At 72.1% G+C, this 24,885-nt stretch carries 21 protein-coding genes; 15 read left to right on the top strand and 6 right to left on the bottom strand.

The window, feature by feature from the left end:
- The first annotated feature begins 23 nt into the window (after positions 1-23).
- The 4 genes from MDN94_RS01210 to MDN94_RS01225 all read left to right on the top strand — a co-directional run bounded on the left by MDN94_RS01210 (position 24) and on the right by MDN94_RS01225 (position 3,642).
- Positions 24-938, top strand: a complete 915-nt coding sequence (locus MDN94_RS01210) for an ACP S-malonyltransferase (RefSeq protein ID WP_441263160.1) — start codon at positions 24-26, stop codon at positions 936-938.
- Between the two features lie 16 nt (positions 939-954).
- Entirely contained in the window at positions 955-1,986 is a 1,032-nt protein-coding gene (locus MDN94_RS01215) for a beta-ketoacyl-ACP synthase 3 (RefSeq protein ID WP_482724154.1), read from the top strand.
- 65 nt (positions 1,987-2,051) lie between these two features.
- Positions 2,052-2,300: an acyl carrier protein gene (locus MDN94_RS01220; RefSeq protein WP_005318091.1), complete on the top strand. Its 249-nt coding sequence runs from the start codon at positions 2,052-2,054 to the stop codon at positions 2,298-2,300.
- 79 nt (positions 2,301-2,379) lie between these two features.
- Positions 2,380-3,642, top strand: coding sequence for a beta-ketoacyl-[acyl-carrier-protein] synthase family protein (locus tag MDN94_RS01225; RefSeq protein WP_482724155.1), 1,263 nt, complete (start codon positions 2,380-2,382; stop codon positions 3,640-3,642).
- A gap of 214 nt (positions 3,643-3,856) precedes the next feature.
- On the opposite strand, the gene MDN94_RS01230 is transcribed toward MDN94_RS01225, so the two are convergent.
- Positions 3,857-4,351, bottom strand: coding sequence for a DUF3145 domain-containing protein (locus tag MDN94_RS01230; protein ID WP_441262862.1), 495 nt, complete (start codon positions 4,349-4,351; stop codon positions 3,857-3,859).
- A 264-nt stretch (positions 4,352-4,615) separates the two neighbouring features.
- Here MDN94_RS01230 and MDN94_RS01235 point away from each other — a divergent pair, with 264 nt between their 5' ends.
- From MDN94_RS01235 to MDN94_RS01245, 3 genes are read left to right on the top strand one after another with little or no spacing between them, the layout of a single operon-like run.
- The gene (locus MDN94_RS01235) at positions 4,616-5,548 is read left to right on the top strand and encodes an SGNH/GDSL hydrolase family protein (RefSeq protein ID WP_482726967.1); all 933 of its coding nucleotides are present in this window, start codon (positions 4,616-4,618) and stop codon (positions 5,546-5,548) included.
- Between the two features lie 60 nt (positions 5,549-5,608).
- Positions 5,609-6,862, top strand: coding sequence for a pyroglutamyl-peptidase I (locus tag MDN94_RS01240; RefSeq protein ID WP_482724156.1), 1,254 nt, complete (start codon positions 5,609-5,611; stop codon positions 6,860-6,862).
- Positions 6,863-6,869: 7 nt separating this feature from the next.
- Complete coding sequence (locus tag MDN94_RS01245) at positions 6,870-7,637, top strand: carbon-nitrogen hydrolase family protein (RefSeq protein WP_482724157.1); 768 nt, start codon at positions 6,870-6,872, stop codon at positions 7,635-7,637.
- Positions 7,638-7,640: 3 nt separating this feature from the next.
- Here MDN94_RS01245 and MDN94_RS01250 read toward each other — a convergent pair whose 3' ends face one another.
- A complete protein-coding gene (locus MDN94_RS01250; protein ID WP_482724158.1) occupies positions 7,641-8,435 on the bottom strand; it encodes an EI24 domain-containing protein in 795 nt (264 codons plus the stop codon).
- Positions 8,436-8,540: 105 nt separating this feature from the next.
- Here MDN94_RS01250 and MDN94_RS01255 point away from each other — a divergent pair, with 105 nt between their 5' ends.
- The gene (locus MDN94_RS01255) at positions 8,541-11,090 is read left to right on the top strand and encodes a M14 family zinc carboxypeptidase (protein ID WP_482724159.1); all 2,550 of its coding nucleotides are present in this window, start codon (positions 8,541-8,543) and stop codon (positions 11,088-11,090) included.
- 68 nt (positions 11,091-11,158) lie between these two features.
- Here MDN94_RS01255 and MDN94_RS01260 read toward each other — a convergent pair whose 3' ends face one another.
- Both MDN94_RS01260 and MDN94_RS01265 read right to left on the bottom strand, forming a co-directional pair.
- Complete coding sequence (locus tag MDN94_RS01260) at positions 11,159-11,581, bottom strand: organic hydroperoxide resistance protein (protein ID WP_441262867.1); 423 nt, start codon at positions 11,579-11,581, stop codon at positions 11,159-11,161.
- 75 nt (positions 11,582-11,656) lie between these two features.
- Positions 11,657-12,676, bottom strand: a complete 1,020-nt coding sequence (locus tag MDN94_RS01265) for an NADP-dependent oxidoreductase (RefSeq protein ID WP_482724160.1) — start codon at positions 12,674-12,676, stop codon at positions 11,657-11,659.
- Positions 12,677-12,766: 90 nt separating this feature from the next.
- On the opposite strand from MDN94_RS01265, the gene MDN94_RS01270 reads away from it, so the two are divergent.
- Complete coding sequence (locus MDN94_RS01270; protein ID WP_482724161.1) at positions 12,767-13,222, top strand: MarR family winged helix-turn-helix transcriptional regulator; 456 nt, start codon at positions 12,767-12,769, stop codon at positions 13,220-13,222.
- 94 nt (positions 13,223-13,316) lie between these two features.
- Here MDN94_RS01270 and MDN94_RS01275 read toward each other — a convergent pair whose 3' ends face one another.
- Entirely contained in the window at positions 13,317-14,054 is a 738-nt protein-coding gene (locus MDN94_RS01275) for an SCO2400 family protein (RefSeq protein ID WP_482724162.1), read from the bottom strand.
- A 131-nt stretch (positions 14,055-14,185) separates the two neighbouring features.
- On the opposite strand from MDN94_RS01275, the gene MDN94_RS01280 reads away from it, so the two are divergent.
- The 6 genes from MDN94_RS01280 (at position 14,186) to MDN94_RS01305 (ending at position 22,696) form a co-directional block, all read left to right on the top strand.
- On the top strand, positions 14,186-14,746 hold the full coding sequence (locus tag MDN94_RS01280) for a hypothetical protein (protein ID WP_482724163.1): 561 nt from the start codon (positions 14,186-14,188) through the stop codon (positions 14,744-14,746).
- 106 nt (positions 14,747-14,852) lie between these two features.
- Positions 14,853-15,896 carry a rod shape-determining protein gene (locus tag MDN94_RS01285; RefSeq protein ID WP_482724164.1) on the top strand — a complete coding sequence of 348 codons (1,044 nt, stop codon included), beginning with the start codon at positions 14,853-14,855 and terminating at the stop codon, positions 15,894-15,896.
- 22 nt (positions 15,897-15,918) lie between these two features.
- Entirely contained in the window at positions 15,919-17,502 is a 1,584-nt protein-coding gene (locus MDN94_RS01290; protein ID WP_482724165.1) for a sensor histidine kinase, read from the top strand.
- A 376-nt stretch (positions 17,503-17,878) separates the two neighbouring features.
- On the top strand, positions 17,879-19,324 hold the full coding sequence (locus MDN94_RS01295) for an acyl-CoA synthetase (protein WP_482724166.1): 1,446 nt from the start codon (positions 17,879-17,881) through the stop codon (positions 19,322-19,324).
- The gene (locus tag MDN94_RS01300; protein ID WP_482724167.1) at positions 19,317-20,663 is read left to right on the top strand and encodes a carboxyl transferase domain-containing protein; all 1,347 of its coding nucleotides are present in this window, start codon (positions 19,317-19,319) and stop codon (positions 20,661-20,663) included. The genes MDN94_RS01295 and MDN94_RS01300 overlap by 8 nt, the downstream gene beginning before the upstream one ends.
- A gap of 1,244 nt (positions 20,664-21,907) precedes the next feature.
- On the top strand, positions 21,908-22,696 hold the full coding sequence (locus MDN94_RS01305; protein WP_482724168.1) for a VOC family protein: 789 nt from the start codon (positions 21,908-21,910) through the stop codon (positions 22,694-22,696).
- On the opposite strand, the gene MDN94_RS01310 is transcribed toward MDN94_RS01305, so the two are convergent.
- Entirely contained in the window at positions 22,689-24,608 is a 1,920-nt protein-coding gene (locus MDN94_RS01310) for an RICIN domain-containing protein (RefSeq protein WP_482724169.1), read from the bottom strand. The genes MDN94_RS01305 and MDN94_RS01310 overlap by 8 nt on opposite strands.
- Positions 24,609-24,885 lie beyond the last annotated feature (277 nt).

A 24,885-nucleotide genomic window follows, 5' to 3' on the forward strand; every position in this document is an offset into this window, starting at 1 on the left:
CGTCCACAAGAGAGAGTGTGAGGGTGCTCGTACTCGTCGCTCCCGGCCAAGGCGCTCAGACGCCCGGCTTCCTGACTCCCTGGCTCGACCTCCCCGGCGCCGCCGACCGCATCGCGGCCTGGTCGGACGCCATCGGGCTCGACCTTGCCCACTACGGCACCAAGGCCGACGCGGACGAGATCCGCGACACCGCCGTTGCGCAGCCCCTGCTCGTCGCCGCCGGACTGCTGTCCGCGTCGGCGCTCGGTGAGGTGGCTCCCGGCGCGGTCGCCGGACACAGCGTCGGTGAGATCACCGCCGCCGCGTTCGCCGGTGTCATCGACGACACCTCCGCGCTGAAGCTCGTACGGGCCCGCGGCCTGGCGATGGCAGAGGCCGCCGCGATCACGGAGACCGGCATGTCGGCCATCCTCGGCGGTGAGCCCGACACGGTCGTGGCACACCTCGAGAAGCTCGGCCTCACCCCGGCCAATGTGAACGGCGCGGGGCAGATCGTCGCCGCCGGCACCGCCGAGCAGCTCGCAGCACTCGCGGAGGACAAGCCGGAAGGCGTCCGCCGTGTCCTGCCGCTCAAGGTGGCCGGCGCGTTCCACACTCATCACATGGCACCCGCCGTCGCGAAGCTCGAGGAGGCCGCGAAGGCCCTCACGGTCTCCGCGCCGGCGGTCCCGTACGTCTCGAACAAGGACGGGCAGATCGTCGCCGACGGCGCCGACGTCATCTCCCGTCTCGTGGGTCAGGTCGCCAACCCGGTCCGCTGGGACCTGTGCATGGAGACCTTCAAGGAGCAGGGCGTCACCGCCCTGATCGAGGTCTGCCCCGGAGGCACGCTCACCGGCCTCGCCAAGCGCGCCCTGCCTGGCGTGCGGACGTCGGCGCTGAAGACCCCCGACGATCTCGACGCGGCCCGCGCGCTCGTCGCCGAGCTTTCAGCCTGACAAGGAGCCGTAGAGCATGTCGAAGATCAAGCCCAGCAAGGGCGCCCCGTACGCGCGCATCCTGGGTGTCGGCGGCTACCGTCCGACCCGGGTCGTGCCCAACGAGGTGATCCTCGAGAACATCGACTCCTCCGACGAGTGGATCCGCTCCCGCTCGGGTATCGCCACCCGCCACTGGGCCTCACCCGAGGAGACCGTGACCGCGATGTCGGTCGAGGCGTCGGGCAAGGCGATCGCGGACGCCGGGATCACCGCCGACCAGATCGGCGCCGTCGTCGTCTCCACCGTCTCGCACTTCAAGCAGACCCCGGCCGTGGCCACCGAGATCGCCGACAAGGTCGGCGCGGGCAAGCCCGCCGCGTTCGACATCTCCGCCGGCTGCGCGGGCTTCGGCTACGGCCTCACCCTCGCCAAGGGCATGATCGTCGAGGGCTCCGCAGAGTATGTGCTCGTCATCGGCGTCGAGCGGCTCAGCGACCTGACTGACCTGGAGGACCGCGCGACGGCCTTCCTGTTCGGCGACGGCGCGGGCGCGGTCGTCGTCGGCCCGTCCGACGAGCCGCACATCGGCCCCACGGTCTGGGGCTCGGAGGGCGACAAGTCCGAGACGATCAAGCAGACCGTGCCGTGGAACGACTTCCACCTCGGCGACGTCTCCCGCCTGCCGCTCAACGGGCGCGGCGAGATCAAGTTCCCTGCCATCACGCAGGAGGGCCAGGCGGTGTTCCGCTGGGCCGTCTTCGAGATGGCGAAGGTCGCGCAGCAGGCGCTCGACGCCGCCGGCATCAGCGCGGCCGACCTGGACGTCTTCATCCCGCACCAGGCCAATATGCGGATCATCGACTCGATGGTGAAGACCCTGAAGCTGCCGGAGCACGTCACGGTCGCCCGCGACGTGGAAACCACCGGCAACACCTCGGCCGCCTCGATCCCGCTCGCAATGGAGCGGCTCCTGGCGACCGGACAGGCGAAGAGCGGCGACACAGCGCTCATCATCGGCTTCGGGGCGGGTCTCGTCTACGCCGCGACGGTCGTTACCCTCCCCTAGGCACCGTACGGATCTTCCGGACGGCTGCTGCCACACCCTCTGATACACACCGAAGGAGCGCCACCATGGCCGCCACGCAGGAAGAGATCGTCAAGGGTCTCGCCGAGATCGTCAACGAGATCGCCGGTATCCCGACCGAGGACGTCCAGCTGGACAAGTCCTTCACCGACGACCTCGACGTCGACTCGCTGTCCATGGTCGAGGTCGTCGTCGCCGCCGAAGAGCGCTTCGACGTCAAGATCCCCGACGAGGACGTCAAGAACCTGAAGACCGTCGGCGACGCCGCGGACTACATCGCAAAGCACCAGGCCTGAGTCTCACGTCGCGTTTGTCGCCACTCTCCGGTGGCGCCGTGAAAATTCAGCACCCTCTACACGTGGAGAAAGAATTCCTGTGAACTCGACCAATCGCACCGTGGTCGTCACCGGTATCGGCGCAACCACACCGTTGGGTGGCGACAGCGCATCGACCTGGGAAGGTCTCATCGCCGGGCGTTCCGGTGTGAAGCTGCTCGAGGGGGAGCGCTTCGCCGACCTGCCGGTGAAGATCGCGGCGACCGCCGCGGTCGACCCGGGCGAGGTTCTGCCGCGCCCGCTGGCCCGACGGCTGGACCGCTCCGCGCAGTTCGCGCTGATCGCGGCCCGCGAGGCCTGGGCCGATGCCGGCTACACCGCCCCCGCCGGCGAGGACGGGGCGATCGCCCCGGCCCGTCTCGGCACCGTCATCGCCTCCGGCATCGGCGGCGTGACGACTCTGCTCGACCAGTACGACGTGCTCAAGGAGAAGGGCGTACGCCGCGTCTCCCCGCACACCGTCCCCATGCTGATGCCCAACGGCCCCTCCGCCAACGTCGGCCTCGAGGTGAACGCCCAGGCGGGCGTGCACACCCCGGTCTCGGCGTGCGCGTCGGGCGCCGAGGCGATCGGCTACGCCGTCGAGATGATCCGCACCGGCCGTGCCGACGTGGTCGTCGCCGGCGGCACCGAGGCGGCGATCCACCCGCTGCCGATCGCGGCCTTCGCCAACATGATGGCGATGTCCAAGAACAACGACGAGCCGACGAAGGCCTCGCGCCCCTACGACACGGCCCGCGACGGCTTCGTCCTCGGCGAGGGCGCGGGCGTCGTGATCCTGGAGTCGGCCGAGCACGCCGCCGCACGCGGCGCGAAGGTCTACTGCGAGGTGCTGGGACAGGGCCTGTCCGCGGACAGCCACCACATCGCGCAGCCGGAGCCGACCGGCCGCGGTATCGCGGCGGCGCTGCGGAACCTGCTCGAGACCACGGACCTCAAGCCGGCCGAGGTCGTGCACCTCAACGCGCACGCGACGTCGACGCCGCAGGGTGACGTCGCCGAGATCAAGGCGCTGCGCAGCGTGCTGGGCGACGACCTGGACCACGTCGCGGTCTCCGCGACCAAGTCCATGACGGGTCATCTGCTCGGCGGCGCGGGCGGCATCGAGACGGTGGCGACGGTGCTCGCGCTCCACCACCGCACAGCCCCGCCGACGATCAACGTCGACGAACTCGACGAGACGGTGGACGCGGACATCGTGCGCGGGGAGCCCCGCGCGCTGCCGGAGGGCACGATCGCGGCGATCAACAACTCGTTCGGCTTCGGCGGCCACAACGTGGTGCTGGCGTTCCGCACCGTCTGACCTGCCTGATCCCGCTTCACGTGCGAGGCCCGTGCCCCTCGGGGCGCGGGCCTCTGTTCGTTCCCGAAGCACGGGCAACTCGAGCCCCGCCGGCGATTGAGGCGCGGGGTGCGGGGGCGGAGGCCGCAGGGGGCCGGGCGGAGCCCGGTTCGGGCGGGGCGGGGGGGGGGGGGGGGGGGTGGGGGAACGGAACGGCCCTTCAGGGGCTACCGCGTCACACCACCTGGTGGAGCCACCGCACCGGCGCGCCCTCCCCCGCGTACCGGAACGGCTCCAGCTCGTCGTCCCACGGCTTCCCCAGCAGCTTCGCGATCTCCGCCTCGAGGTCCGTCTCGCCCTGTGTGGACCGCGCCAGAGCCGCCCGCAGACGGTCCTCGGGCACGAGGATGTCGCCGTGCATGCCGGTCACCGCGTGGAAGATTCCGAGGTCCGGCGTGGCGCTGTAGCGCTCGCCCTCGGCGGTCGCGCACGGCTCAGCCGTCACCTCGAACCGCAGCAGGTGCCAACCGCGCAGCGCGGACGCCAGCTTGGAGGCGGTGCCCACTTCCCCGCGCCAGGAGAATTCGGCTCTCCAGGTGCCGGGCGATGCGGGCTGGCGGATCCAGTCCAGCTGGACCCGTACGCCGAGCACGCCCGCGACCGCCCATTCGACGTGGGGGCACAGCGCGCGCGGTGCGGAGTGAACGTACAGAACGCCACGTGTCGTCACCGGGACCTCCAGTGTGGGACGAGGATCGCCTTCCCAGCGGCCTCAGTAAACAGCATCGGGAACAAGTCTCCACAAAAGGGACGGTATGTGACGAGATGTAATTTACCGGCGCCGATGGGCGAGGTGGGCCTCTGGGTCGACGTGGCAAAAGTTACCGTGCAGAACGCGCCGAGGGGTGACGTAATGTCGGTCCTGGGGCCCGTACGCACCAAGCTTTCACTCGGCAGGAGGTCGGATGCCGGGTTTGTGGAGGGGAAATTGACCTTGCGACAGCGGAGCCGGACGTTCCGGGCACGCACCGGCGTGGCGGCCGCACTGGCCACCGCCGTGCTGGCGGCGGGCGCGCTGGCGGCATGTGACTCGCCGTCAGGATCATCCGGCCAGGACCCGTCGGCGGCGTCCGCGCGTCCTTCCCCGAGCCCGAGCCCGACCCGCGTGTGGGACACCAGCCCACGCTCGCTGGCCGCGGTCGGCGACTCCATCACGCGTGGGTTCGACGCGTGCATGATCCTCGCCGACTGCCCCGAGGTGTCGTGGGCGACCGGTACGGACACCACGGTGAACAGCCTCGCCCTGCGCCTGCTCGGACCGTCCGCCGTGTCGGAGCGCAGCTGGAACCTGGCCCGTTCCGGCGCCGACGCCTCCGACCTGCCGGAGCAGATGGCACGGGCCGCGGCCCGCAAGCCGGAACTGGTCACGGTCATGGTCGGTGCGAACGATGCCTGCGCGGACACCGTGGACCGCATGACCCCCGTCGAGGACTTCCGGGCCTCCCTGGAGGCCGCCATGGCCGCGCTGCGCAAGGATGCCCCGAAGGCTCAGGTCTACGTCTCCAGCGTGCCGGACCTCAAGCGGCTGTGGTCGGCCGGCCGCGGCGACGCGCTGGGCAGCCGGATATGGGAACTGGGCATCTGCGCCTCGATGCTCGGCGACGCGCAGGACCTGAGCGTGCGGGCGCAGCAGCGCCGGGACACCGTCCAGCAGCGGGTCGTCGCGTACAACGGCGTGCTCGAGGACGTGTGCGCCAAGGACGACAGCTGCCGGTACGACGGCGGCGAGGTCTTCGACTACCGCTTCACGGGTGAGCAGTTGAGCCGCTGGGACTGGTTCCACCCCAGCAGGGACGGCCAGCAGCGGCTGGCGGAGATCGCCTACCGCAACATCACGGCCGCGCAGGCTCCACGGGCCGGGTCGTAGGCCGCCTTTCGCCGCCGCGGCCGGACGGCGATACTTCCGCCACCCGACGAAAGGATTCCCGTGCCCCGGATACGCGCCCGTCTGGACGTACTTGGCGTCGCCCTGCTCGCCTCCGCCGCGCTCACGCTCACGGCGTCCCCGCTCGTTTCCGCCGCCCCCTCCCCCGCCGCCGTCCCGCTCACGGCCGAGGAGCAGCGACTCGGACGGGCCGTGCCGCAGGAGATCCTGCGGCGCAGCGGATTCGACTCCACGGCACCGGACTTCGTCCGGGCGCTGGAGGGCGCGACTTCGTACCGCCAGGCCGAGCGTGCCGTCCTTCGCCACGGGTCGGCGCTGTGGGAGCGGGCCGTGGACCGGGCGCAGGGCAGGGGCTCGGTACGGGGCGACCTGAGCCGGGACGACGACCGCCCCCTGTACTGGGCGCGGCTCGGGATGACAGCCGGCCTGCGGCAGTGGCAGCCCGCGTTCGACATGACCGCCGCTCAGCGGGCGCACCTGCTGGACGGTCTGGAACGGTCCTCGCGCGGGCAGGACTCGATGGACTTCCCCCACGGCAAGGGCGTCAAGCGGATCGTGATGACGGGCTTCGACCCGTTCACGCTCGACCGGGACATCCGGATCAGCAACCCTTCCGGGGCGACCGCGCTCGCCCTCGACGGCACGTGGATCCGCACCGCGGACGGGCCGGCGAGGATCGAGACGGCCGTCTTCCCGGTGCGCTGGCAGGACTTCACCGACGGCACGGTCGAACGGACCCTCGAGGGCCGGCTCCCGGAGGCGGACCTTTTCACGACGGTCAGCCAGGGCCGGGTGGGCCGCATCGACATCGAGCGTTTCAACGGGGCCTGGCGGGGTGGTTTCCCGGACAACGACAACGTCTCCCGACGGGAGACCGTGCCGGTGTCCGATCCTGCCTCGCAGCCCCAGTGGACGCCGACGTCGCTCCCGTACAAGGCGATCACCGCCACGGACACGGGCCGCTTCCCGGTGTACGACAACACCTCCGTGACCGAGATACCGGTCGGTCAAACCGCCCCCGTGACCCGGCCGGACGGCCCGACCCCGGGCTCGACCGCTCGGGCCGGAGGCGGCGGCGACTACCTGTCCAACGAGATCGCCTACCGCGCGACCCTGCTGCGCGACCGGCTCGGCCTGGACATCCCCGGTGGCCATGTGCACACCCCGGTGCTCCAGTTCGCGGCAGGCAACACGACGGAGATAACCGACCCTGAGTTCGTCCGCAACCGGCTGGACATCATCGCCCAGGTCCGCGAGATCATCCGGGTGGCTGCAGAGAACAACGGGACGGGATGACGGACACATGAAGATCGCGGCGGGGCAGTTCACCTCGGTACCGGGCGACATCGGGGCGAACGTCGACAGCATGCGGGGGCTGGTGCGGGCGGCGGGCGGGCAGGGGGCCGCCCTGGTCGCCTTCTGCGAGCTGGCGGTCACCGGCTACGACCTGGACATGATCGCCGGACGTCCCGAGTTGTGGCTGTCGCAGGACGATCCCCGGCTGGAACCACTGCGGGAGGCGTGCCGTGCGACGTCGACCGCGGCGCTCGTCGGCTGCGCGGCCCGCACGCCCGGGCCGCGCCCCACGATGACGGCGCTGGTGATCGGCCCGGACGGCGAGCTGCTCGCCCGCTACGACAAGACGCATCTGTACGGCGAGGAGAACGACGTCTTCACGGCCGGTACGCGGGACGGCCGTTTCACCCTCGGCGGCGTCCGGTTCGCGGTGGCGGTCTGCTACGACAACCGCTTCCCCGACGTGGCGGAGCGTGCGAAGGCCGACGGCTGCCAGGTGTACGTGGCCAGTTCGGTGCTCGACGAGCACAACGACTCGTTCGAGCGGGTCTATCCGATCCGGGCCAGGGACAACGCCCTCCCGGTGCTGCTCGCCAACGCGGTGGGGCCGTCCGGCGTCGGTGACTGCCTGGGCGGCAGCGCGCTCTGGGGTCCTGACGGCGCGCTGCTCGCCACGGCGGGCACCGAAGCCCCCGCCCTCGCGGTGGCGCGGATCCCGGCCGCCCGGTGCGCCGCCGGGCCGGACCACGCCGGCCTGGAGCGCCTGGAGAGCTGAGCGCTAGTCCGCCTTGCGGAAGGTGTTCGGGCCCGGCTGCGCCGGCTCCGGGTCGGCGGCCGGGTCCGGCACGAGGTCACGTGCCATCAGCGTCGCGCCCGCCACCGCGCCCGGCATCAGGAAGACCGCGACGAACGGGACGAGGAACGCCAGCGTCAGCGGCACGCCGAAACCCAGCGTGCGCATCCGGCGGCCCCTCAGAAGGGTGAGACGGTCCTTGAGTTCGATGCCGCGCCGCTGGAGGGCAACCGCCGTCAGCTCCTCCGCGAGGAAGAAGCCGGAGACGCAGAAACCGATCACCGGGACCACCGTCTGCCCGACGACCGGGATGAAGCCGCAGGCGAAGAGCAGCACGCCGTAGCAGACAACGCGCAGCACGACCCGCAGCGAGTCCCTGGCGGAGATCCACAGTTCACGCCAGAGCGGCAGCCCGGAGTGGGGCACGTCGCCGCCCTCCGAGCGGTCGACCTGCTCGGAGAGGTTCTCGTAGAAGGGCTGGCCGACCAGGAGCGTCACGGCCGTGAAGGTGATGACGGCCACGAACAGCCCGAAGGCGAACAGCAGTGCGGTGAGCGTGCCGCGGATGATGCCGCGCCAGGGCGTGGACCAGTCGTCGGCGAAGGGGGTCGCCCAGGCGGTCACGTCGTCAGCGCCGAGGACGAGTCCGACGAGCGCGGCCGTGTAGAGCACCAGGGTCACGAGTCCGGGAAGCAGACCGAAACCGAACCACCGGCCGTGGCCGGCGACCCAGCGCTGGCCCTTCATCAAGTACCCGAAACCCACCCCGAGATCACGCATGCGCACACCTTATCGGGGTGCCCCTTGTTGTTCGGACGCCGAACCGGTAGACCGTGCGTACTGATCTTGTGACGATTCCTTCCGACCCACGGAGGCTCGAACCGCATGGGCTCACCCCGCCCCGTACTGATCACCGCCACCCTCGCCGCGGCACTCGCCGGCGCTCTGCTCGCGCCGTTACCGGGCGCCGTGGCCGCTCCCGCGGAGGACCGGCCCCAGCCGCACCCCGTGAGAGAAGGGAGTCGCGACGCGCCCACGACGGCGGCCAGGGCGCCGCTCTCCGCGACCGCCGGCGCGCTCACCGACGAGAACCGCGACCTCACCGGGGAGGGCGGATACCCGAGAAGGACCGCACTCGAGGTCCCGCCGGAGAACCCGGCCGACAAGTCGATAAAACTGGGCCTCGCTCCCTATCACTCCCTCGCCCCGCGGCTCAACGCCCTGCAAGCACGGGGCAACCGGGTGAGCGTCGAGGTCGCCGGCCACTCGGCAGGCGGTCGCGAGCTGTACCTCGTCACCGTCACCGCGCCGGAGAGCGCCGCCCAGGCGCGCGACCAGGAGCGGATGCGGCAGCGCATAGAGAACGCGCCCGCCGCCGCGGCCGGGGACCGGAACATCAGGGCGCTCTACAAGACGCCGGTGTTCATCAACAACAACATCCACGGCAACGAGTGGGAGGGCACGGACGCCGCCCTCAAGCTCATCGAGGAACTGGCGACGGCCAAGGACGCGAAGACGGCCGACCTGCTCGCCAAGAACCGCGTCTACCTGAACGTCACGGCCAACCCGGACGGGAGGATCGCCGGAACCCGCGCCAACGCCGGCGGCTTCGACCTCAACCGCGACTTCATCACCGCCACGCAGCCCGAGACACGGGCGATCCGGCAGATCGCGATCGACAAGCAGCCGGCCGTGATGCTCGACCTGCACGGATACGTCAACGGCACACTGATCGAGCCGACCACCCCGCCGCACGGCGAGAACTACGAGTACGACCTGTTCCTGAAGAACGCCTACGCGAACGCTCTCGGGATGGAGCAGGCCGTCAACGGCCTCGGCTACACGGCGGAGAAGGACGGTGTGCGTCCTGCCGTGATCCCCTTCCGGGACGAGGAGGAGGGCTGGGACGACTGGCCGCCCATCTTCACCCCGCAGTACATGCCCTTCCATGGCGCTGTCGCCTCGCACACCATCGAGTTCCCGATGACCGTCAACAACAACGCGTACAACACGCTGCCGGTCGAGGAACTGCGCCGCAGGGCCGCCATCAACACCGACATCGCCGGCGCGGCGATGCGCGCGACGCTCGACCACACCCACGCGCACCGCGCCTCGGTGCTGGCCGACCAGATCGACACGTTCCGCAGGGGCGCGGCCGGCGAGCCGCAGCGGCCCGTCTCCGAGGAGACCGTCCCGGGTGTGCCGGGCATCGGCCCCGAGGACGTCTACACCACGAAGTTCCCGAGGGCGTACGTCATTCCCGCCGGGCGTTCGCAGCGGTCGGCGACTGCCGCGGCCCGGCTGGTCGACCACCTTGTCGCCAATGACGTCCGGGTGGAGCGGGCGCTCACCGCCTTCCGGCTCGCGGGCCGCACGTACCCCGCCGGGTCGTACATCGTCGACATGCACCAGCCCAAGCGGGGCATCGCCAATGTGATCCTCGCCGACGGCCGCGACATCAGTGCCGACGTCGGAGCCATGTACGACATCTCGGGCTGGAGCCTCGGCCTGCTGTGGGGCGCGGACGTGGACGCCGCCGCCTCCGGTGACCTGCGGGTCCGCACCCGTACGGTCCACGCAGCGGCACCCACCGGACACGTCGCTCCGAGCGGCGACCTCCGGCTGCGCCTGGACGACCCCAAGGAGCTGGCCGCTCTCAACTCCCTGCTGAAGCAGGGGGTCGACGTCCGGCGCGCAACCGACGGCTCGGCGATCGTGCCGGGCTCGGCGCGTGGCCGGGCGGCGGTGCTCGCGCACCGGCTGGGCGTGGCGTTCCACGCCACGCGGGAGAAGGGCACGACAGCGCTGGAGCGGACCAGGGTCGCCGCGGCCGTCACGGCGGGCGAGCTGTTCGCGCTGCGCGAGATGGGCTTCGACGTGGTGCCGGTCTCCACGGCGGTGCTGAACGCGGGCTTCGACTGGTCGACGGCCGATGTGCTGTACGTGTCGTCCGGGCTGGACCACGCGAAGCTGACCCCCGCCGCCCGCGCCGCGTTCGAGGCGAGCGGCGTCGGCGTGGTCGGGGTCGGTGAGCAGGGCGCGGCGTTCAACGAGGCAGCGTCGCTCCTCGACGTCACGGCGGTGGCGGGCAACGGCGACGCCAACGGTGTGGTGCGGGTGCGGAACACGGGCGGCCCCATCACGGGCGGCGCTCCGGCGCACACCTTCGTCTACTCGCCGATGTGGTTCACCGGGGCGGGCGCCGGCGTGCGCGTCGACCAGTCGTACGCCACGGGCAACCCCCTGGTGTCCGGCCACTGGCGCGCCACGGAGCAGGGCACGGGCGGGCCGGGCGACGCGGCGGGCCACGCCGCCGTGGTCTCCGGGACGTCGTCGGCCGGCACGCCGGTGGCGCTGTTCGGCACGGAGCCGATGTTCCGGGCGCACCCGAAGGGTGTCTTCGCTCAGATCGGCCGGGCGCTGCTGACCCGCTGATCCCCTCACAGGCCGCAGGGCCGCACCCCGGGCGGGGTGCGGCCCTGCTTCACGCTCGGCGCCGTCGGTCAGACCGCGAGGTCGACCGTGATGTTGCCGCGGGTCGCCTTGGAGTACGGGCAGACCTGGTGGGCCTTCTCGAGAAGGTCCTTGGCGGTGGCGGCGTCCACGTTCGGGATGGTCGCGGAGATCTTGACGATGATGCCGAAGCCGTCGTCGTTCTTCCCGATACCGACCTCGGCGGTGACCGTCGAGCCGGAGATGTCCGCCTTCTCCTGGCGGGCGACGACACCGAGGGCCCCTTGGAAGCAGGCGCTGTACCCGGCGGCGAAGAGTTGCTCCGGGTTGGTGCCGGCACCGCTGCCGCCCATCTCCTTGGGCGGGTTGACCACGACGTCGAGTTGACCGTCGTGCGTGGCGACACGGCCGTCCCGGCCGTTCTCCGCCGTGGCCACCGCGGTGTAGAGCACGTCGGACTGCTGGATGGACATGGAGTCTTCCTCCTGCTGGTTCGCCGCGACTCGCGCCCACGATCGCGACGGCTGGGCAAGAGCCTAACGGGTGAATCAGCCGGTGAGAGAAACGATCATCTTGCCGGTGTTCTCTCCGCGGAGCAGTCCGACGAAGGCCTCGTAGCCGTTCTCGATGCCCTCGACGACGGTCTCGTCGTACTTGAGCTCACCGGAGGCGATCCAGGCCGCCACGTCCTGCACGAACTGCGGCTGGAGCGCGGTGTGGTCGTTCACCAGCATGCCCTGGAGGCGCAGCCGCTTGCCGATGACGAGCGCGAGGTTGCGCGGGCCGGGGGTCGGCTCGGTGTCGTTGTACTGGGCGATCATTCCGCAGATGGTCGCCCGGCCGCCGACGTTGAACGACGAGATCGCCGCCTCGAGATGCTCGCCGCCGACGTTGTCGAAGTAGACGTCGATGCCGTCGGGGGCGGCCTCCTTCAGCTGCGCGGCCACGGGGCCGTTCTTGTAGTTGAAGGCCGCGTCGAAGCCGTACTCCTCGACGAGGAGCTTGACCTTCTCGTCCGAGCCGGCCGAGCCTATGACGCGCGAGGCACCCTTGATCCGGGCCATCTGGCCGACCTGGCCGCCGACTGCACCCGCGGCGCCGGAGACGAACACGGCGTCGCCCTCCTTGAAGGACGCGACATCGAACAGACCCGCGTAGGCGGTCAGGCCGGTCATGCCGAGCACTCCGAGGTAGGCGGAGAGCGGCGCGAGCGAGGAGTCGACCTTGGTGGCGTTCTTGGCCGGCACCTCCGCGTACTCCCGCCAGCCGAGGCCGTGCAGCACGTGGTCGCCGACGGCGAAGCCCTCCGCGTTCGAAGCGACGACCTCGCCGACCGCGCCGCCGTCCATGGGCCGGTCGAGCTGGAAGGGCGGGACGTACGACTTCACGTCGTTCATCCGGCCGCGCATGTAGGGATCGACGGAGAAGTGGAGGTTCCGCACGAGGATGCGGCCCTCCCCGGGCTCGGTGACGGGCGCGTCGCGCAGCGCGAAGTCCTCGGCCTTGGGCCAGCCGTGCGGGCGGGCGACAAGGTGCCATTCACGGCCGGACGCGGGAAGTGCGGACATGCTGCGTTCCTCCTAGAAAAGCTTCATTACTTGAAACAACCATGCGCCTGAATATTTCAGGTTGTCAAGTATCGGGTTATCCTGATGTGCATGGCCGCCCAGCGAACAGATCCCCTGACCCTCGAGGTCGTCGAGCTCATCGGCACCGTCGTGGCGCGTTACCACGAGGAGTACGAGCAGGCCGCGGCCGAGCACTCCCTCACCGGGGCGCAGGCCCGTGTGCTGGGGCTGCTCTCCATGGAGCCCACCCCCATGCGCCGCATTGCCCAGAAGCTGAGGTGCGAGCCGTCGAACGTGACGGGGATCGTGGACCGGCTCGAGGCGCGCGGCCTGGTCGAGCGCCGTCCGGACCCGGCCGACCGCAGGGTGAAGATCGCCGCTGCCACCCAGGAGGGCCGCGGCACGGCACGCCGGCTGCGGGATTCGCTGGACTTCGCGCGCGAGCCCCTGGCGCAGCTGACGGCGGTCGAGCGTTCGGTGCTGCGGGACCTGCTCAGACGGATGCTGGGCGAGGACGTGTCAGAGCCGCCCGCCGCCGGTTCCTGAAGCCCCGGGGCGCCCGGCACCCGCGAGGCGCCCGGACGCACACGGCGTGGGGGCGGAGGTCAGGTCCGCCCCGACCCTGGACTCACCAGAGACCCTAGACGCACCAGAACAGAAAGCGGCTGCACGTCTCGCTCGGCGTCGGCTCGGGAGGCGGCGGGTCCTGCTGGCCCGGCTCCTCGGGATCGGCCGGGCCGGAGGAGGTCCCGTCCGTGCTCCCGGGCCCCTCGCTGCTCCCGGGGTCGCCGGAGGACGACGCGGAAGGGGAGATGTCGCCGCTCGGCCCGGCCTCCGACGGCTCGCCGCTCCCGGCGCCCGGGCCCGTGGGGCCCGAGCCGTCGCCATCGTCGCCACCACCGCCCGTCCGGGACTTCCCCGGCCGCGGCGAGGAGGACTTCGTGATGGCCGGCTCCTTCACATGGCCCGGGGCGTCCGGCGACTCTTCGGAGGCCGTCGGGTCCGGCATCTCCGACTCGACGACCGGATCCTCCTTGACCGCCGTCGCCGCGCCGTCGTCGCCGGAGTCCTCCATGGCCAGCTCCGCCAGGCTCAGCGCCCCGGCCGCCAGCACGAGGCCGAGCGTCCCGAGCATCACCTTGCGACCGCGCCGCTTACGGGCACGGCGGCCCGCGGGCTTGCGCCGCGACGGGGCCTGGCGGTGCGAGCGGCGCGGCCCGGTGCTGTCCGCGGGCTCGCTCACCACGTCCAGTTCGTAGACGTGGTCGGGCTCGGGAGCACGGGGGCTGTGGTGGCGGAGCTCCTCGACCGGTGTACCGCACCCGGCACAGGCCAGGGCGCCGTTGAGGTGCCGTCCGCACGGGTGGCAGTAATCCATGGCGCCCGCAGATTATTCGGCGACCGGGCACCTGCGGTGGGTCAGCCTGTGCAGATCCTGTGTGAAAAGCTCGATTCCGCGGCGAGCCGACTCGCCGCGGTTGACGCCGCCGACCGGGCAGGATGTCGGCCATGACCCCTGACGCCCGCTTCGGACCGCTCGATTTCCAACTGGTGCTGCTGCGCCGGATGGCCGACTTCCAGCCGGGTCTCGCGGAGGACGCGCGGCACGCCCTGGGCGCGTCACTCGCGGAGCAGCGCGAGGCCAATCGGCGCTGGCAGGCGATGCTGCGCGCACGCGGATCGCGCGGCGCGCTGTCGCGTTACCGCTCGGTGCTCGGCGAACCCGAACAGGTCGTCCGGCGGCGGATCGGCGACCTGGAGTGCGACGCCCTGCTGTGGCGACTGCCGCTCTGGCCGGACCTGCGCTTCGAAGTTCTGGCCGCCGGCAACGGTGCCGTGTGGAACGAATGGCTGGTGCGCGCGCCAGGAGCGGCCGGCCCCGAACTGCACACCGCGGACGACCTGGCGCCCTGGTCGTGCACCGTCGACGAGGTGGCGAAGGCCTTTCCGCCGGCCCGCCCCATGGAAGGCTCCGCACCGACCAGATGGCGGCTCTCGTTCACCCTGCCCGGTGGCGAGATGCGCGTCGCCGAGTTCACCTGGGGCCTGCTGCAACGCCTCGTGGACTGATCTGTCGGCCCGTCAGGTACGTACCCCCGACCGGCGCAGCCCAGCGCGCGCCCCGCCCGCGGCAATCGCACGATGCGAACACGTACCGCACTCGGGAGGACCCGCCGTGACCGTCAGCCTCGACCAGTTGCGCCGTTGCCATGTGGCAGTCGATCTGGGCGCCGCCAGGACCCGCGTCTTCGTCAAGGGCGTCGGCCTTGTCGTCGACGAACCGAGCGTCGCCGCCGTGAACACCCGGACGGGGGCGTTGATCGCGGTCGGCGAGCTCGCCGAGAAGATGACCGGCCGCACCCCCGACTACATCCGCGTCGCGCGCCCCGTCTCCGGCGGCACGGTCGTCGACATCGACATGGCCCAGCGGATGCTGCGTCATCTGCTCGGCGAGAAGCTCCGTCGGCAGCTGCGCCGCAAGCCCCGGCTCCGCGCGGCCGCCAGCACCCCGCACGACAGCGACCCGCTCGCCCAGCGCGCCACCGTCGAGACCCTGGTCGGCCTCGGCGCCCGCCGGGTCGAGCTGGTGGACACCCTGATCGCGGCGGCCGTCGGCTGCGGCCTCCCGGTGGAGCAGCCGAGCGCGACGATGATCATGGTGTGCGGCGCCGCGACCACCCAGATCGCCGTCCTGTCCCTCGGCTCGATCGTCACCGCCACCCGCATCCCCATCGGCGGCAACGCCATCGACCACGCGTTGATCCAGCACCTGCGCCACCGGCACGAGCTGATGCTTCCCAGCCAGTCCGTACGGCCGCTCCAGGTCGCCCTGCACGGCAACGGCCTCACTTCGCAGGGTCCGGAAGTGACGGAGATCCACGGCCGGGACGTCGCCACGGGCCTCGCCCGCTCCGTCCGCGTCGACACGGCGGCCGTGAGGGAGGCGATCCACACCCCGCTCACCTCGGTGCTCGACGGGATCGGCAAGGTGTTGCGGGACTGCCCGCCGGACCTCGTCGCCGACCTCGTCGACCGCGGCATCACGATGGTCGGCGGCAGCGCTCTGCTGCCGGGCCTGGACCAGATGCTGCACAACGCCACCGGGATGACGGTCACCATCGCGGAACGGCCCGACACCTGCACGGTGCAGGGGCTCGGCGCGATGCTCGAGGGCCGGATCCAGCCCCTGGACCTCGAATCGCTCGCCACGGCCGACTGACACCGGCACTGGAGACGGGACGGTGACCACCGGCCCCGAGGACCCCGGGGCCGGACGGGGCACAGGCTGCCCGGACGAACCCGACGAACCCCACACGAGCGAACCGGACACCCCGGGCGGCACGGGCCGTCCGGGGCAGCGGCCTGCCGGGGCGCCGCGGCTCGCGGCGTTCCTCGAGGCCGTGACCGGCATCGGCATCGGCCTCGATCTGCGCACCACCCTCCAGCAGGTCGTGGACACCGCCGCCGTACTGACCGGTGCGCACGGCGTATCCCTGGGCGTGGCCGACCCCGAGCGGGGCGGCGTCGTCGAGCGGTTCACGGCCACGGAGGCCGGCGCAGGGCACGGCCCCCGGCCGGCAGGCGGCCCTCCCACGCCGGCGCACGCACCCACGGCGGACTCCGCGCCGCTGCGCATCCCGATCAGGGTGGCCACCGAGAGGTTCGGCGACCTGCGCCTGACTCCACGGGACGGCGACGCGTGCACCGAGGAGGACCTGGCACTGCTGCAGATACTCGCGGCGCAGGCCGGTATCGCCATCGGGAACGCACGGCTGCACGAGACGGCCCGGCAGCGCGAGCGGTGGTTCGAGGGCGCGTCGGCCGTCACCGACGCGCTGCTCACCGGCGAGAGCGCCGACGACGCGCTGATGACCGTGGCCGAGCAGGCACGCGACCTCGCCGATGCCGCCGCCGGCGTGGTGCTCCGGCACACGGAAGAGGGCGGCATGGAGATCGTCACGGCCTCCACCCTCGACGACCCGCGGGACATCGTCGCCGCGACCATCCGGCCCGGTTCGCCGGTGCTCTCCCAACTCCTCGGCGGGGAACCGGTGTTCATCGAAGACTCCGCCACCGACCCCCGGATGCCCGCCCCCGTCCGCGGCCGTTTCGGGCCGAGCATGATGCTGCCGCTGCAGAGCGGCGGGCGACTGATCGGCGTGCTGGCGCTGCCGCGGCGGCGGGGCGGCCGCCCGTACACCGGGACGGAACGGCTGCTGGCCACCCGGTTCGCCTCCCAGGCCGCCCTGGCGCTGGTGCTCGCGGACGCCCGGCACAACCGCGAGCAGCTCGCCGTGTACGAGGACCGGGACCGGATCGCCCGGGATCTCCACGACCTCGTCGTCCAGAGGCTGTTCGCCACCGAGATGATGCTCGAGTCGACGCGCCGGGCCGCCGAGGCCGGGTCGACGGACCGGTTGCTGAGCCAGGCCGTCGACGAGCTCGACTCGACCATCCAGGAGGTCCGGACCACGATCTTCGCCCTCCAGCAGCCGCCCGCCGACGCGCCGGCGACCTTCAAGGGCCAGGTGCTGCGCGAGACCCGCGAGGCGGCCGTGCCGCTCGGTGTGCTGCCGTCGGTGCACTTCAGCGGTGCCGTCGACACCCTGTTGCAGGAGCCGGTGGACCGTGAGCTGCTGGCGGCCCTGCGCGGTGCTCTGGCCGCCGCGCACCGCAGGAGTGACGTCTCGTCGGTCGACGTGCACATCGACGCGACGGTTCGGCTGCCGGACGGACGCCAGGCGGTCCGGCTGACGGTGACGGACGACGGCCTGGACGACGAGGGCACCAGGGGCACGACGCTGACCTGGCACAGCCCGCTGTGATACGCGCCCCGAGCCGGGCGCTGTGATGCGGGCCGGCCCGGGAAGCAGCGCCGACCTCGGCCCACAGGTCCCGTATACCGGAAGCCTCACCGTCCCCGCCCCGGAGCGGCGCCGGGCCGGGGAAGCCACGCCGCCCCGGCCGGAAGCGTCGGCGGGCGGCAGCGACCGTCACCGCCCGGTCGGCCTCCCCCGTGGACGCCGGCCGGGCGGCGGTGTTCCCCCGTCGGCCGTCGCCGATCCTGCCGGACTCGAGGGATCCGGCACATCGTTCCCTGGAGGGAGCCGCCCGCCCGGCGGCTCCTCCGCGCGGGGGAGACAATGGCCGTCCCGGGAAACCCGCCGGGTGCGGCATAGGACGACACCAGGAGGCCGACGAGTGAGTTCTCTCTTCCCAGCGCTGGCGACGACCGCCACCGGCACCGACCGGGCAGCCCTCCGGTTCGGCGAACGGTCGCTGACCTACGGGCAGTTGCGCGGCGCGGCGGGAGCCCTCGCGCTCCGGATCGGCGGGGCGGAGCGGGTCGCGCTGTGGGCCGGCCCCACCCTCGAGACCGCGGTCGGTGTGGTGGCGGCGCTGCTGGCAGGCGTACCGGTCGTGCCGTTGAACCCGCGGACCGGTGACCGGGAACTGGCGCACATCGTGGCGGACAGCGGGCCCACCACGGTGCTCGCCGCCCCCGACGACCAACTGCCCGCGCCCCTGCACCCGTTGAGGCGGGTCGACATCACGGTGACGGGTTCGGCGGGCGACCTGCCCGCGGAGCCGGCGGCCGAATCACCCGCGCTGATCGTCTACACCTCCGGCACCACCGGCCCGCCCAAGGGCGCGGTGCTGCCCCGGCGGGCGGTAGCCGCCTCGCTCGACGCCTTGCAGGAGGCCTGGCAGTGGGGATCCGACGACGTCCTGGTCCACGCCCTGCCGCTGTTCCATGTGCACGGGCTCATCCTCGGCGTCCTCGGACCGCTGCGCCGCGGCGGCGAGGTACGCCATCTGGGCCGCTTCAGCCCGGAGGGCGTGGCACGGGAGCTGGACTCGGGCGGCACGATGCTCTTCGGCGTGCCCACGATGTACCACCGGCTGGCAAAGGCGCTCGACGGCGATGACGAGCTGGCGAAGGCGCTGTCCGGCGCGCGGCTGCTTGTCTCCGGTTCGGCCGCCCTGCCGCTGCCCGACCACGCCCGCATCGCGGAGGCGACGGGGCGCCGGGTGATCGAGCGGTACGGGATGACGGAGACCCTGATGAACACCAGCGTCCGCGTCGACGGCGAGGCCCGTCCGGGCACCGTCGGCGTGCCGCTGCGCGGCGTGGAGCTGCGGCTGGTGGACGAGGACGGTACGGAGATCGCCGCACGCGACGGCGAGACGATCGGTGAGATCCAGGTGCGAGGCGACAATCTGTTCACCGAGTACCTGAACCGTCCCGACGCCACGGCCGCCGCCTTCGACGGGGACTGGTTCCGCACCGGCGACATGGCCGTGCTGGAGCCGGACGGCTACGTGCGCATCGTCGGCAGGAAGAGCACCGACCTGATCAAGAGCGGCGGTTACAAGATCGGGGCGGGCGAGATCGAGAACGTGCTGCTCGACCATCCGGCCGTCCGCGAGGCCGCGGTGACCGGCGAACCCGACGCGGACCTGGGCGAGCGGGTGGTCGCCTGGATCGTCGCCGCCGACCCGGCGGACCCGCCGTCGGCAAAGGAGCTGACCGCCCACGTCGCCTCGCAACTCGCCCCGCACAAGCGGCCACGGACGGTCCGGTTCCTCGACGTCCTGCCGCGCAACGACATGGGCAAGATCATGAAGCGGGCGCTCCATGGCTGAGCGTGTGTCCGCCCGCGAGGCGATCGCCCTGGTCAGCGAGGGCTTCACCGAGCAGGAGCTCGCCGACCTGCCCGACGCGGGCGACGGCCCGCTCGGCTGGGAGGGCTACGGCGCACAGCGCGACCGCGCCTCACTCCGGACCGGTTCGGCCGAGTCCGTCGTCTACGGCACGGCGGTGCTCGGCGGCGCCGAATGCGTGCTGATCTCCTTCGAGTTCGGCTTCCTCGGCGGTTCGCTGAGCGAGCGGGCCGGGGACCGGCTGGAGGCCGCGTACGGGCTGGCCCGTGAGCGGCGGCTGCCGCTCGTCTCGCTGATCGCGACCGGCGGCAGCCGGATGCAGGAGGGGATGATCGCGCTCGGCCAGCTCCAGCGGGTCGCCCGTGCGTCGGTGCTGCTGCGGGAGGCGGGTGTGGCGCACATCGCCGTGCTCCGCGATCCGACGACCGGCGGCGGCTGGGCCACGCTCGGCGCGGGCGCCGACGTGATCCTGGCGCTGCCCGGCGCTCAGGTCGGCTTCGCCGGATCGCGCGTGCGTCCGGCGGACGCGGACCCGGCCGCGTACACGGCGGAGGGAAAGCTCGCGGCGGGCCAGGTCGACGCCGTCGTCCCTCCCGGCTCCCTGCGCGACACGCTCGCGTTCTGGGTGAAGGCGCTCGCCCCTGCGAACCCGGCCGGGGAACGGGCACCCGTGGACCCGCCGCGGGCGCTGGGCGCCGGCGGGGAGCCTGCGCGCACCGGATGGGACGCCGTGCGGCAGGCGCGCGGTGCGGAAAGGCCACGGGCCGAGGCGTACCTCGACGACTACTTCACGCGCCGCGAACCGCTGCGCGGCGACCGGTGCGGCGGGGACGACCCCGGCATGCTCTGCGGGGTGGGCCTGCGGGACGGGCGGCCTGTCGCGTACGTCGCCCAGGACGGAACCGCGACCGGACCGGCCGGTTACCGTACCGCCGCCCGGGTCGTGAGGCTCGCCGACCGGCTTGGCCTGCCGGTGCTGACGCTGATCGACACCCCGGGGGCCGCCAACGACGCGGAGGCGGAACGCTCCGGCGCCGGCGCGGCCATCGCCGAGCTGTTCACGGCTGTCGCCGCCGCCCGTACACCGCTGACCGGCCTGCTCATCGGCGAGGGCGGCTCCGGGGGCGCGCTGGCGCTGGCCGCGCCGGGCAACACGTGGGCCACGCCGGCGAGTTACTTCTCCGTCATCGCCCCGGAGCTCGCCGCCGCGATCCTCAAGCGCTCTCCCGACCAGGTGCCGCACCTCGCCGACCAGCTGCGGCTGCGTCCCGAGGATCTGGTCGAACTGGGGGTGGTGCGGGGCATCGTGGGGCCGGCGTGACGGCGCGAGGCCCGTTACGAGCACGTACCGGGCCTCCCCTTTGCCGGCGGGCTACTTCACACCCACCGCACGGATGATTTCCTGTCGCACCGAGCCGCCCTTGCCGTCCTTCGCGGAGGCGCGGACCGAGATGTACCGCGCGTCCGCCGGGACCCGGACCGTGCCCTCCCAGGCGGCGGAGCTGCCGGGCGCCGTCGAATTCCACGGCCGTCCAGGTCTTCCCGTCGTCGAACGACACCTCCGGCGACCCGCCGCCGATCCGGCCGGTGTCCGCCGCGCCCTTGATGTACTCGGCGAAGATCCCGAGACGGAGGCGCTCGCCGGCCCGGACGTCACCGCGCAGGTCGGTGTCGACGTCGGAGCCGAGGTTGAGCATCGGCAGCACGGTCCGCCGGTCGGCCGGCGGAGCGGACGGTCCACTCGGTGTGGCCCTTCGTCGTCAACCGCCACCGTTCGGCGTCCGGGTGGTATCGGTGACCACCTTGTACGTCTTCTCCGCCGGGTCGGCACCCAGGCGTAGGCGCCCGAGCTCATCCTGCCGTCCACCAGCTCGCCGTCCGCGTACACCTCGGTGAACTGCGTCATCGACGGCTCGTTCCACCTGTCGCCGAAGCCGGTGCGGTCGGGGCCGAAGTCGCCCCAGCCGGGGTGTTGAACTCGAGGTTGTTGCCGGTCCGGGCCTGTCCCCAGCCGAGTCCGGTGCCCAGCCACGGGTGCAGCACCGGCTTGAACCAGTTGAGCTCAGCACGGCTGCCGCCCTGGTAGGCGGGGGTGCCGCTGCGCTGTTCGAGGGCGCCGGGGCCGTTGGCGACGGACTCGACTTCCGGCCGCTGCCGAGGTCCGTGACGGTCACCTTGTCGCCGGTGACCAGCGTGAAGGTGTGCGCCGCCCGGGCGGTCCTCGCGGCGGTTCCCGCCGCGGCCGGGGCCGGTCCACGGTCGCGGCGACGGCCTGCCCGGCCGGGAGCATGACGAGGGGCAGGCCGGCGGCGATCAGCCCGGCCCTGCGTCTCGCGGGTGCTCTGGTCATGAACGACACCTCGAAACGCCCGGTGGAAGGTCGCGAACGGGACTCGGATAGCGGGTACGTGCCATGGCGGCGACCTGCCAGACGTCCCTCCGGAGCCGGGCATGAGCTGCTGCGCCGCCGCGTCAGTGGGCGCCCGGCGCGTCCGACGGGCGGCCCGGCACGGGGGCGCATAGCGTGCGACGGGAGAGACCGACGGGCAGGAAGGCTTGGAGACGATGGCAGCGCACCCCGAAGGCACGCCCTGCTGGGCCGACGCGATGTTCCCCGACGTGGAGGCCGCGAAGAGCTTCTACGGCGAGCTGCTGAGCTGGACCTTCGACGAGGGCTCGCCCGAGTTCGGCGGCTACACGCAGGCGTTCTCCGACGGCAAGGCCGTCGCGGCCGTCGTTCCCCGGATGCCGGGAACGGGCGGGCCGCCGGCCTGGAACCTCTACTTCGCCACGTCCGACGTGGCCTCCGCCGCGGAGAGGATCCGGGACAACGGCGGCGCGCTGCTGATGAATCCGATGCCGGTCGGCTCCTTCGGCACGATGGTCACGGCGGAGGAGCCCAGCGGTGTGTTCTTCAGCCTCTGGCAACCGGGCGCCCACACGGGGTTCGGGAAGACCGGCGAGCCCGGCTCGTACTGCTGGGCGGAGGTCACCACCAGGGACGTGGAGCGGGCCGATCATTTCTTCTGCTCCCTCTTCCCTTACGAAGCGAAGCGGATGCAGCGGGATTCGGTCGACTTCGCCCTGTGGCACCTCGGTGGTGAACTCGTCGTGGGCCGGCTGCGCATGACGGACGATTTCCCACCCGACCTCCACCCGTACATCAACGTGTTCTTCGGCGTCGAGGACTGCGACGCGGCGATCGACACGGTCACCAGGCTGGGCGGCACGCTCCAGCGTGGGCCACTGGACAGCCCCTACGGACGGTACGCGTCGGTCCGTGACCCGCAGGGCGCCGCGTTCTCCGTCATCGACGTCACCACGACCGCCGGCGAGATGCCCCGGTTCACCTGACCCCGGAGGCGGCGGGCCGGGCGGGCGGGGGCGTCACGATCCGGCTCACCACGGCGGTCACGGGCGGCGGCGGACTCTGCTGCGCCTCCTGGTCCGGCGGCGGATCGTTGACCCGGCGCAGATCGCCCTCCGCCGGTGCCTGCGCCTCGCCTCCCCGCACTGCGTCCCTCGCGCCCTCGGGGGCAACGCCGTGGCCGGCCCCGGAGCGGCCCCCCGCGTCGCCGGGCGCGGCGCCGCGGCCGGCGGGCGATGCGGGGCACTGCTGGGGGACGCACCCCTGGTCCGCCGCCGGCGGACCGTTGACCTCCTCCGCGTACGGGGCGGTCTGCCTCGTGCCGGACTGCTGCCGCGTGCCCATGGGCGAGTCGTCGGTCTGCCAGACCTGGGCGGGCGATTCGTCACGGATCTTGACCGCCACGTTCGCACCTGGCTCCGTCGACGCGGGCACCATGGCCAGCCGGTCGTTCCACCGCGGGATCACCTGGCCCTGGATGGTCAGGTCGTAGCGGACGTCCACCGCGTCGGGGGCGGTCCTGCTGGTGCAGCCGTCAAGGACAACGATGCCATCGAGTCCGTGGGAGTTGAGGCACAGCGCGGGGGCAGCGGAACTGCGGAGCCGGCCGTCGCTCTCGTACACCCACCTCTGGGTGGCCGCGGAGGAGCAGGCCGCCATGGTCACCTCCGTCCCGGCCTGCGGCGCGGGGGCGGTGATGTCGAGGCACAGTCCGGCCTCCGCGTTGCGCAGCCGGGTGGTCAGCGGGGCCGCCGGAAGGTTGGCCGACGTGGCCGTCGGGTCGGGCGTGGGGGTGGTGGGCCCGGGTGCGGGCGGGGCGGTGCCGGTGACGGCGCCGCTGGGGACGGACGGGCCGGCCTGACTGTCGTCGTCCTGCCAGAGGGCCGACGCCAGGGTGATGACGAGCAGCCCGGTCGCGGCCGCGGCAGCCCCGACGGTCAGCGCTCCGGGCGCGGTGCCGGCCGCCGCGATGCGCCGGCCTTTCAGGGCGAGGCTCCGCAGCGAGCGGGGCCCACCGCCGCGTGAGTGCCGGCCGCTCCCCCGCGGGCCGCGGGGCCCGGCACCGACCGCGTCCTGCGCCGCCCTGGCCCTGCGCCGCCTCCCCGGCCGCGAGTCGAGATACGGCCCGGCCGCGCCGCCGAGCAGCGCCTCCCCGAGCAGCACGCCCAGCCGCCCGCCGGACTGCCGCAACTGGTCGGCGGCGAACCGGCAGTACGAGCATTCGGACAGATGCACCTGGATGTCGGGGATCAGGACCCCGCCCCGGCGCAGCGAGATGTCGAGCAGGCGGTTGTAGTGGCGGCACTCCGCGGTCGGCGCATACTCCCGATGGACCCGCACACAGGCCTGCCGGAACTGGTCGCGGGCCTGCTCCAGCTGGGCGGAGGCGACACGTGGATCAAGCCCCGACAAACCCGCCGGTATGGATATGCCCTCGGCCTCGACCTCGGCATGCCAGAGGAGAACCTGAGCCGTCATCGGCATTACATGGAAAGCCCGGGAGACCAACTGCCTGTTTTCCCCAGGGCCTTCGGGATTCATGAGTCCGGTCAGTACCGACGCCATCGTCGGGTCATCGGCCCACGCCTTGGCGATATGACGGGCTGTCACCAGAAGATGGGGCCGAAGCGCACCCGCGGCCGCGTTGCGCGCCAGACTTTCCATGAGCTGCGCGAAAGCCGCGGTGGTCAGCATCGAAGCAGTTTTGTTCGAGGTCGCACAAATTGAGGCATAGTCGAACACCGGCTGCCAGTGCCGGGCGAGCAGCGCGGCCATCGGCCGGACTTCGAGGCCCCCTCCACCGGTCTGCAGTGCGGCGGCGAGCTCCTCGTCGGAGACCCCCGGGGTGCGGCCGGGCTGCGGAGAAGGGGCGGTTCCGGGCGTGCGGGGATGTTGCATTGACGTCTTTCCATCCATGGCAATGCGGTGGGGGGTTGCTGTGTGGGACGAAAGAAGTGCACCGATTGGTACATACCTTCGAGCGGGGCGGCTCGACGCTCTTTTGGAGTTGGCCACCGTAATAGAATTCGAACGGTTGATCTGAGCAGTGCTGTTCGGGTACGAGAGGGCCTCACCCTTACACAACTCGCCTGCCCGCAACAAGAGTTCTGGAACCCCGACCATTCACCACGTGCCGGTCAAGACAACTTTCGGGCAGGGACACCGCTTTCTGGAA

Source organism: Streptomyces sp. WAC00040 (genome assembly GCF_056835925.1).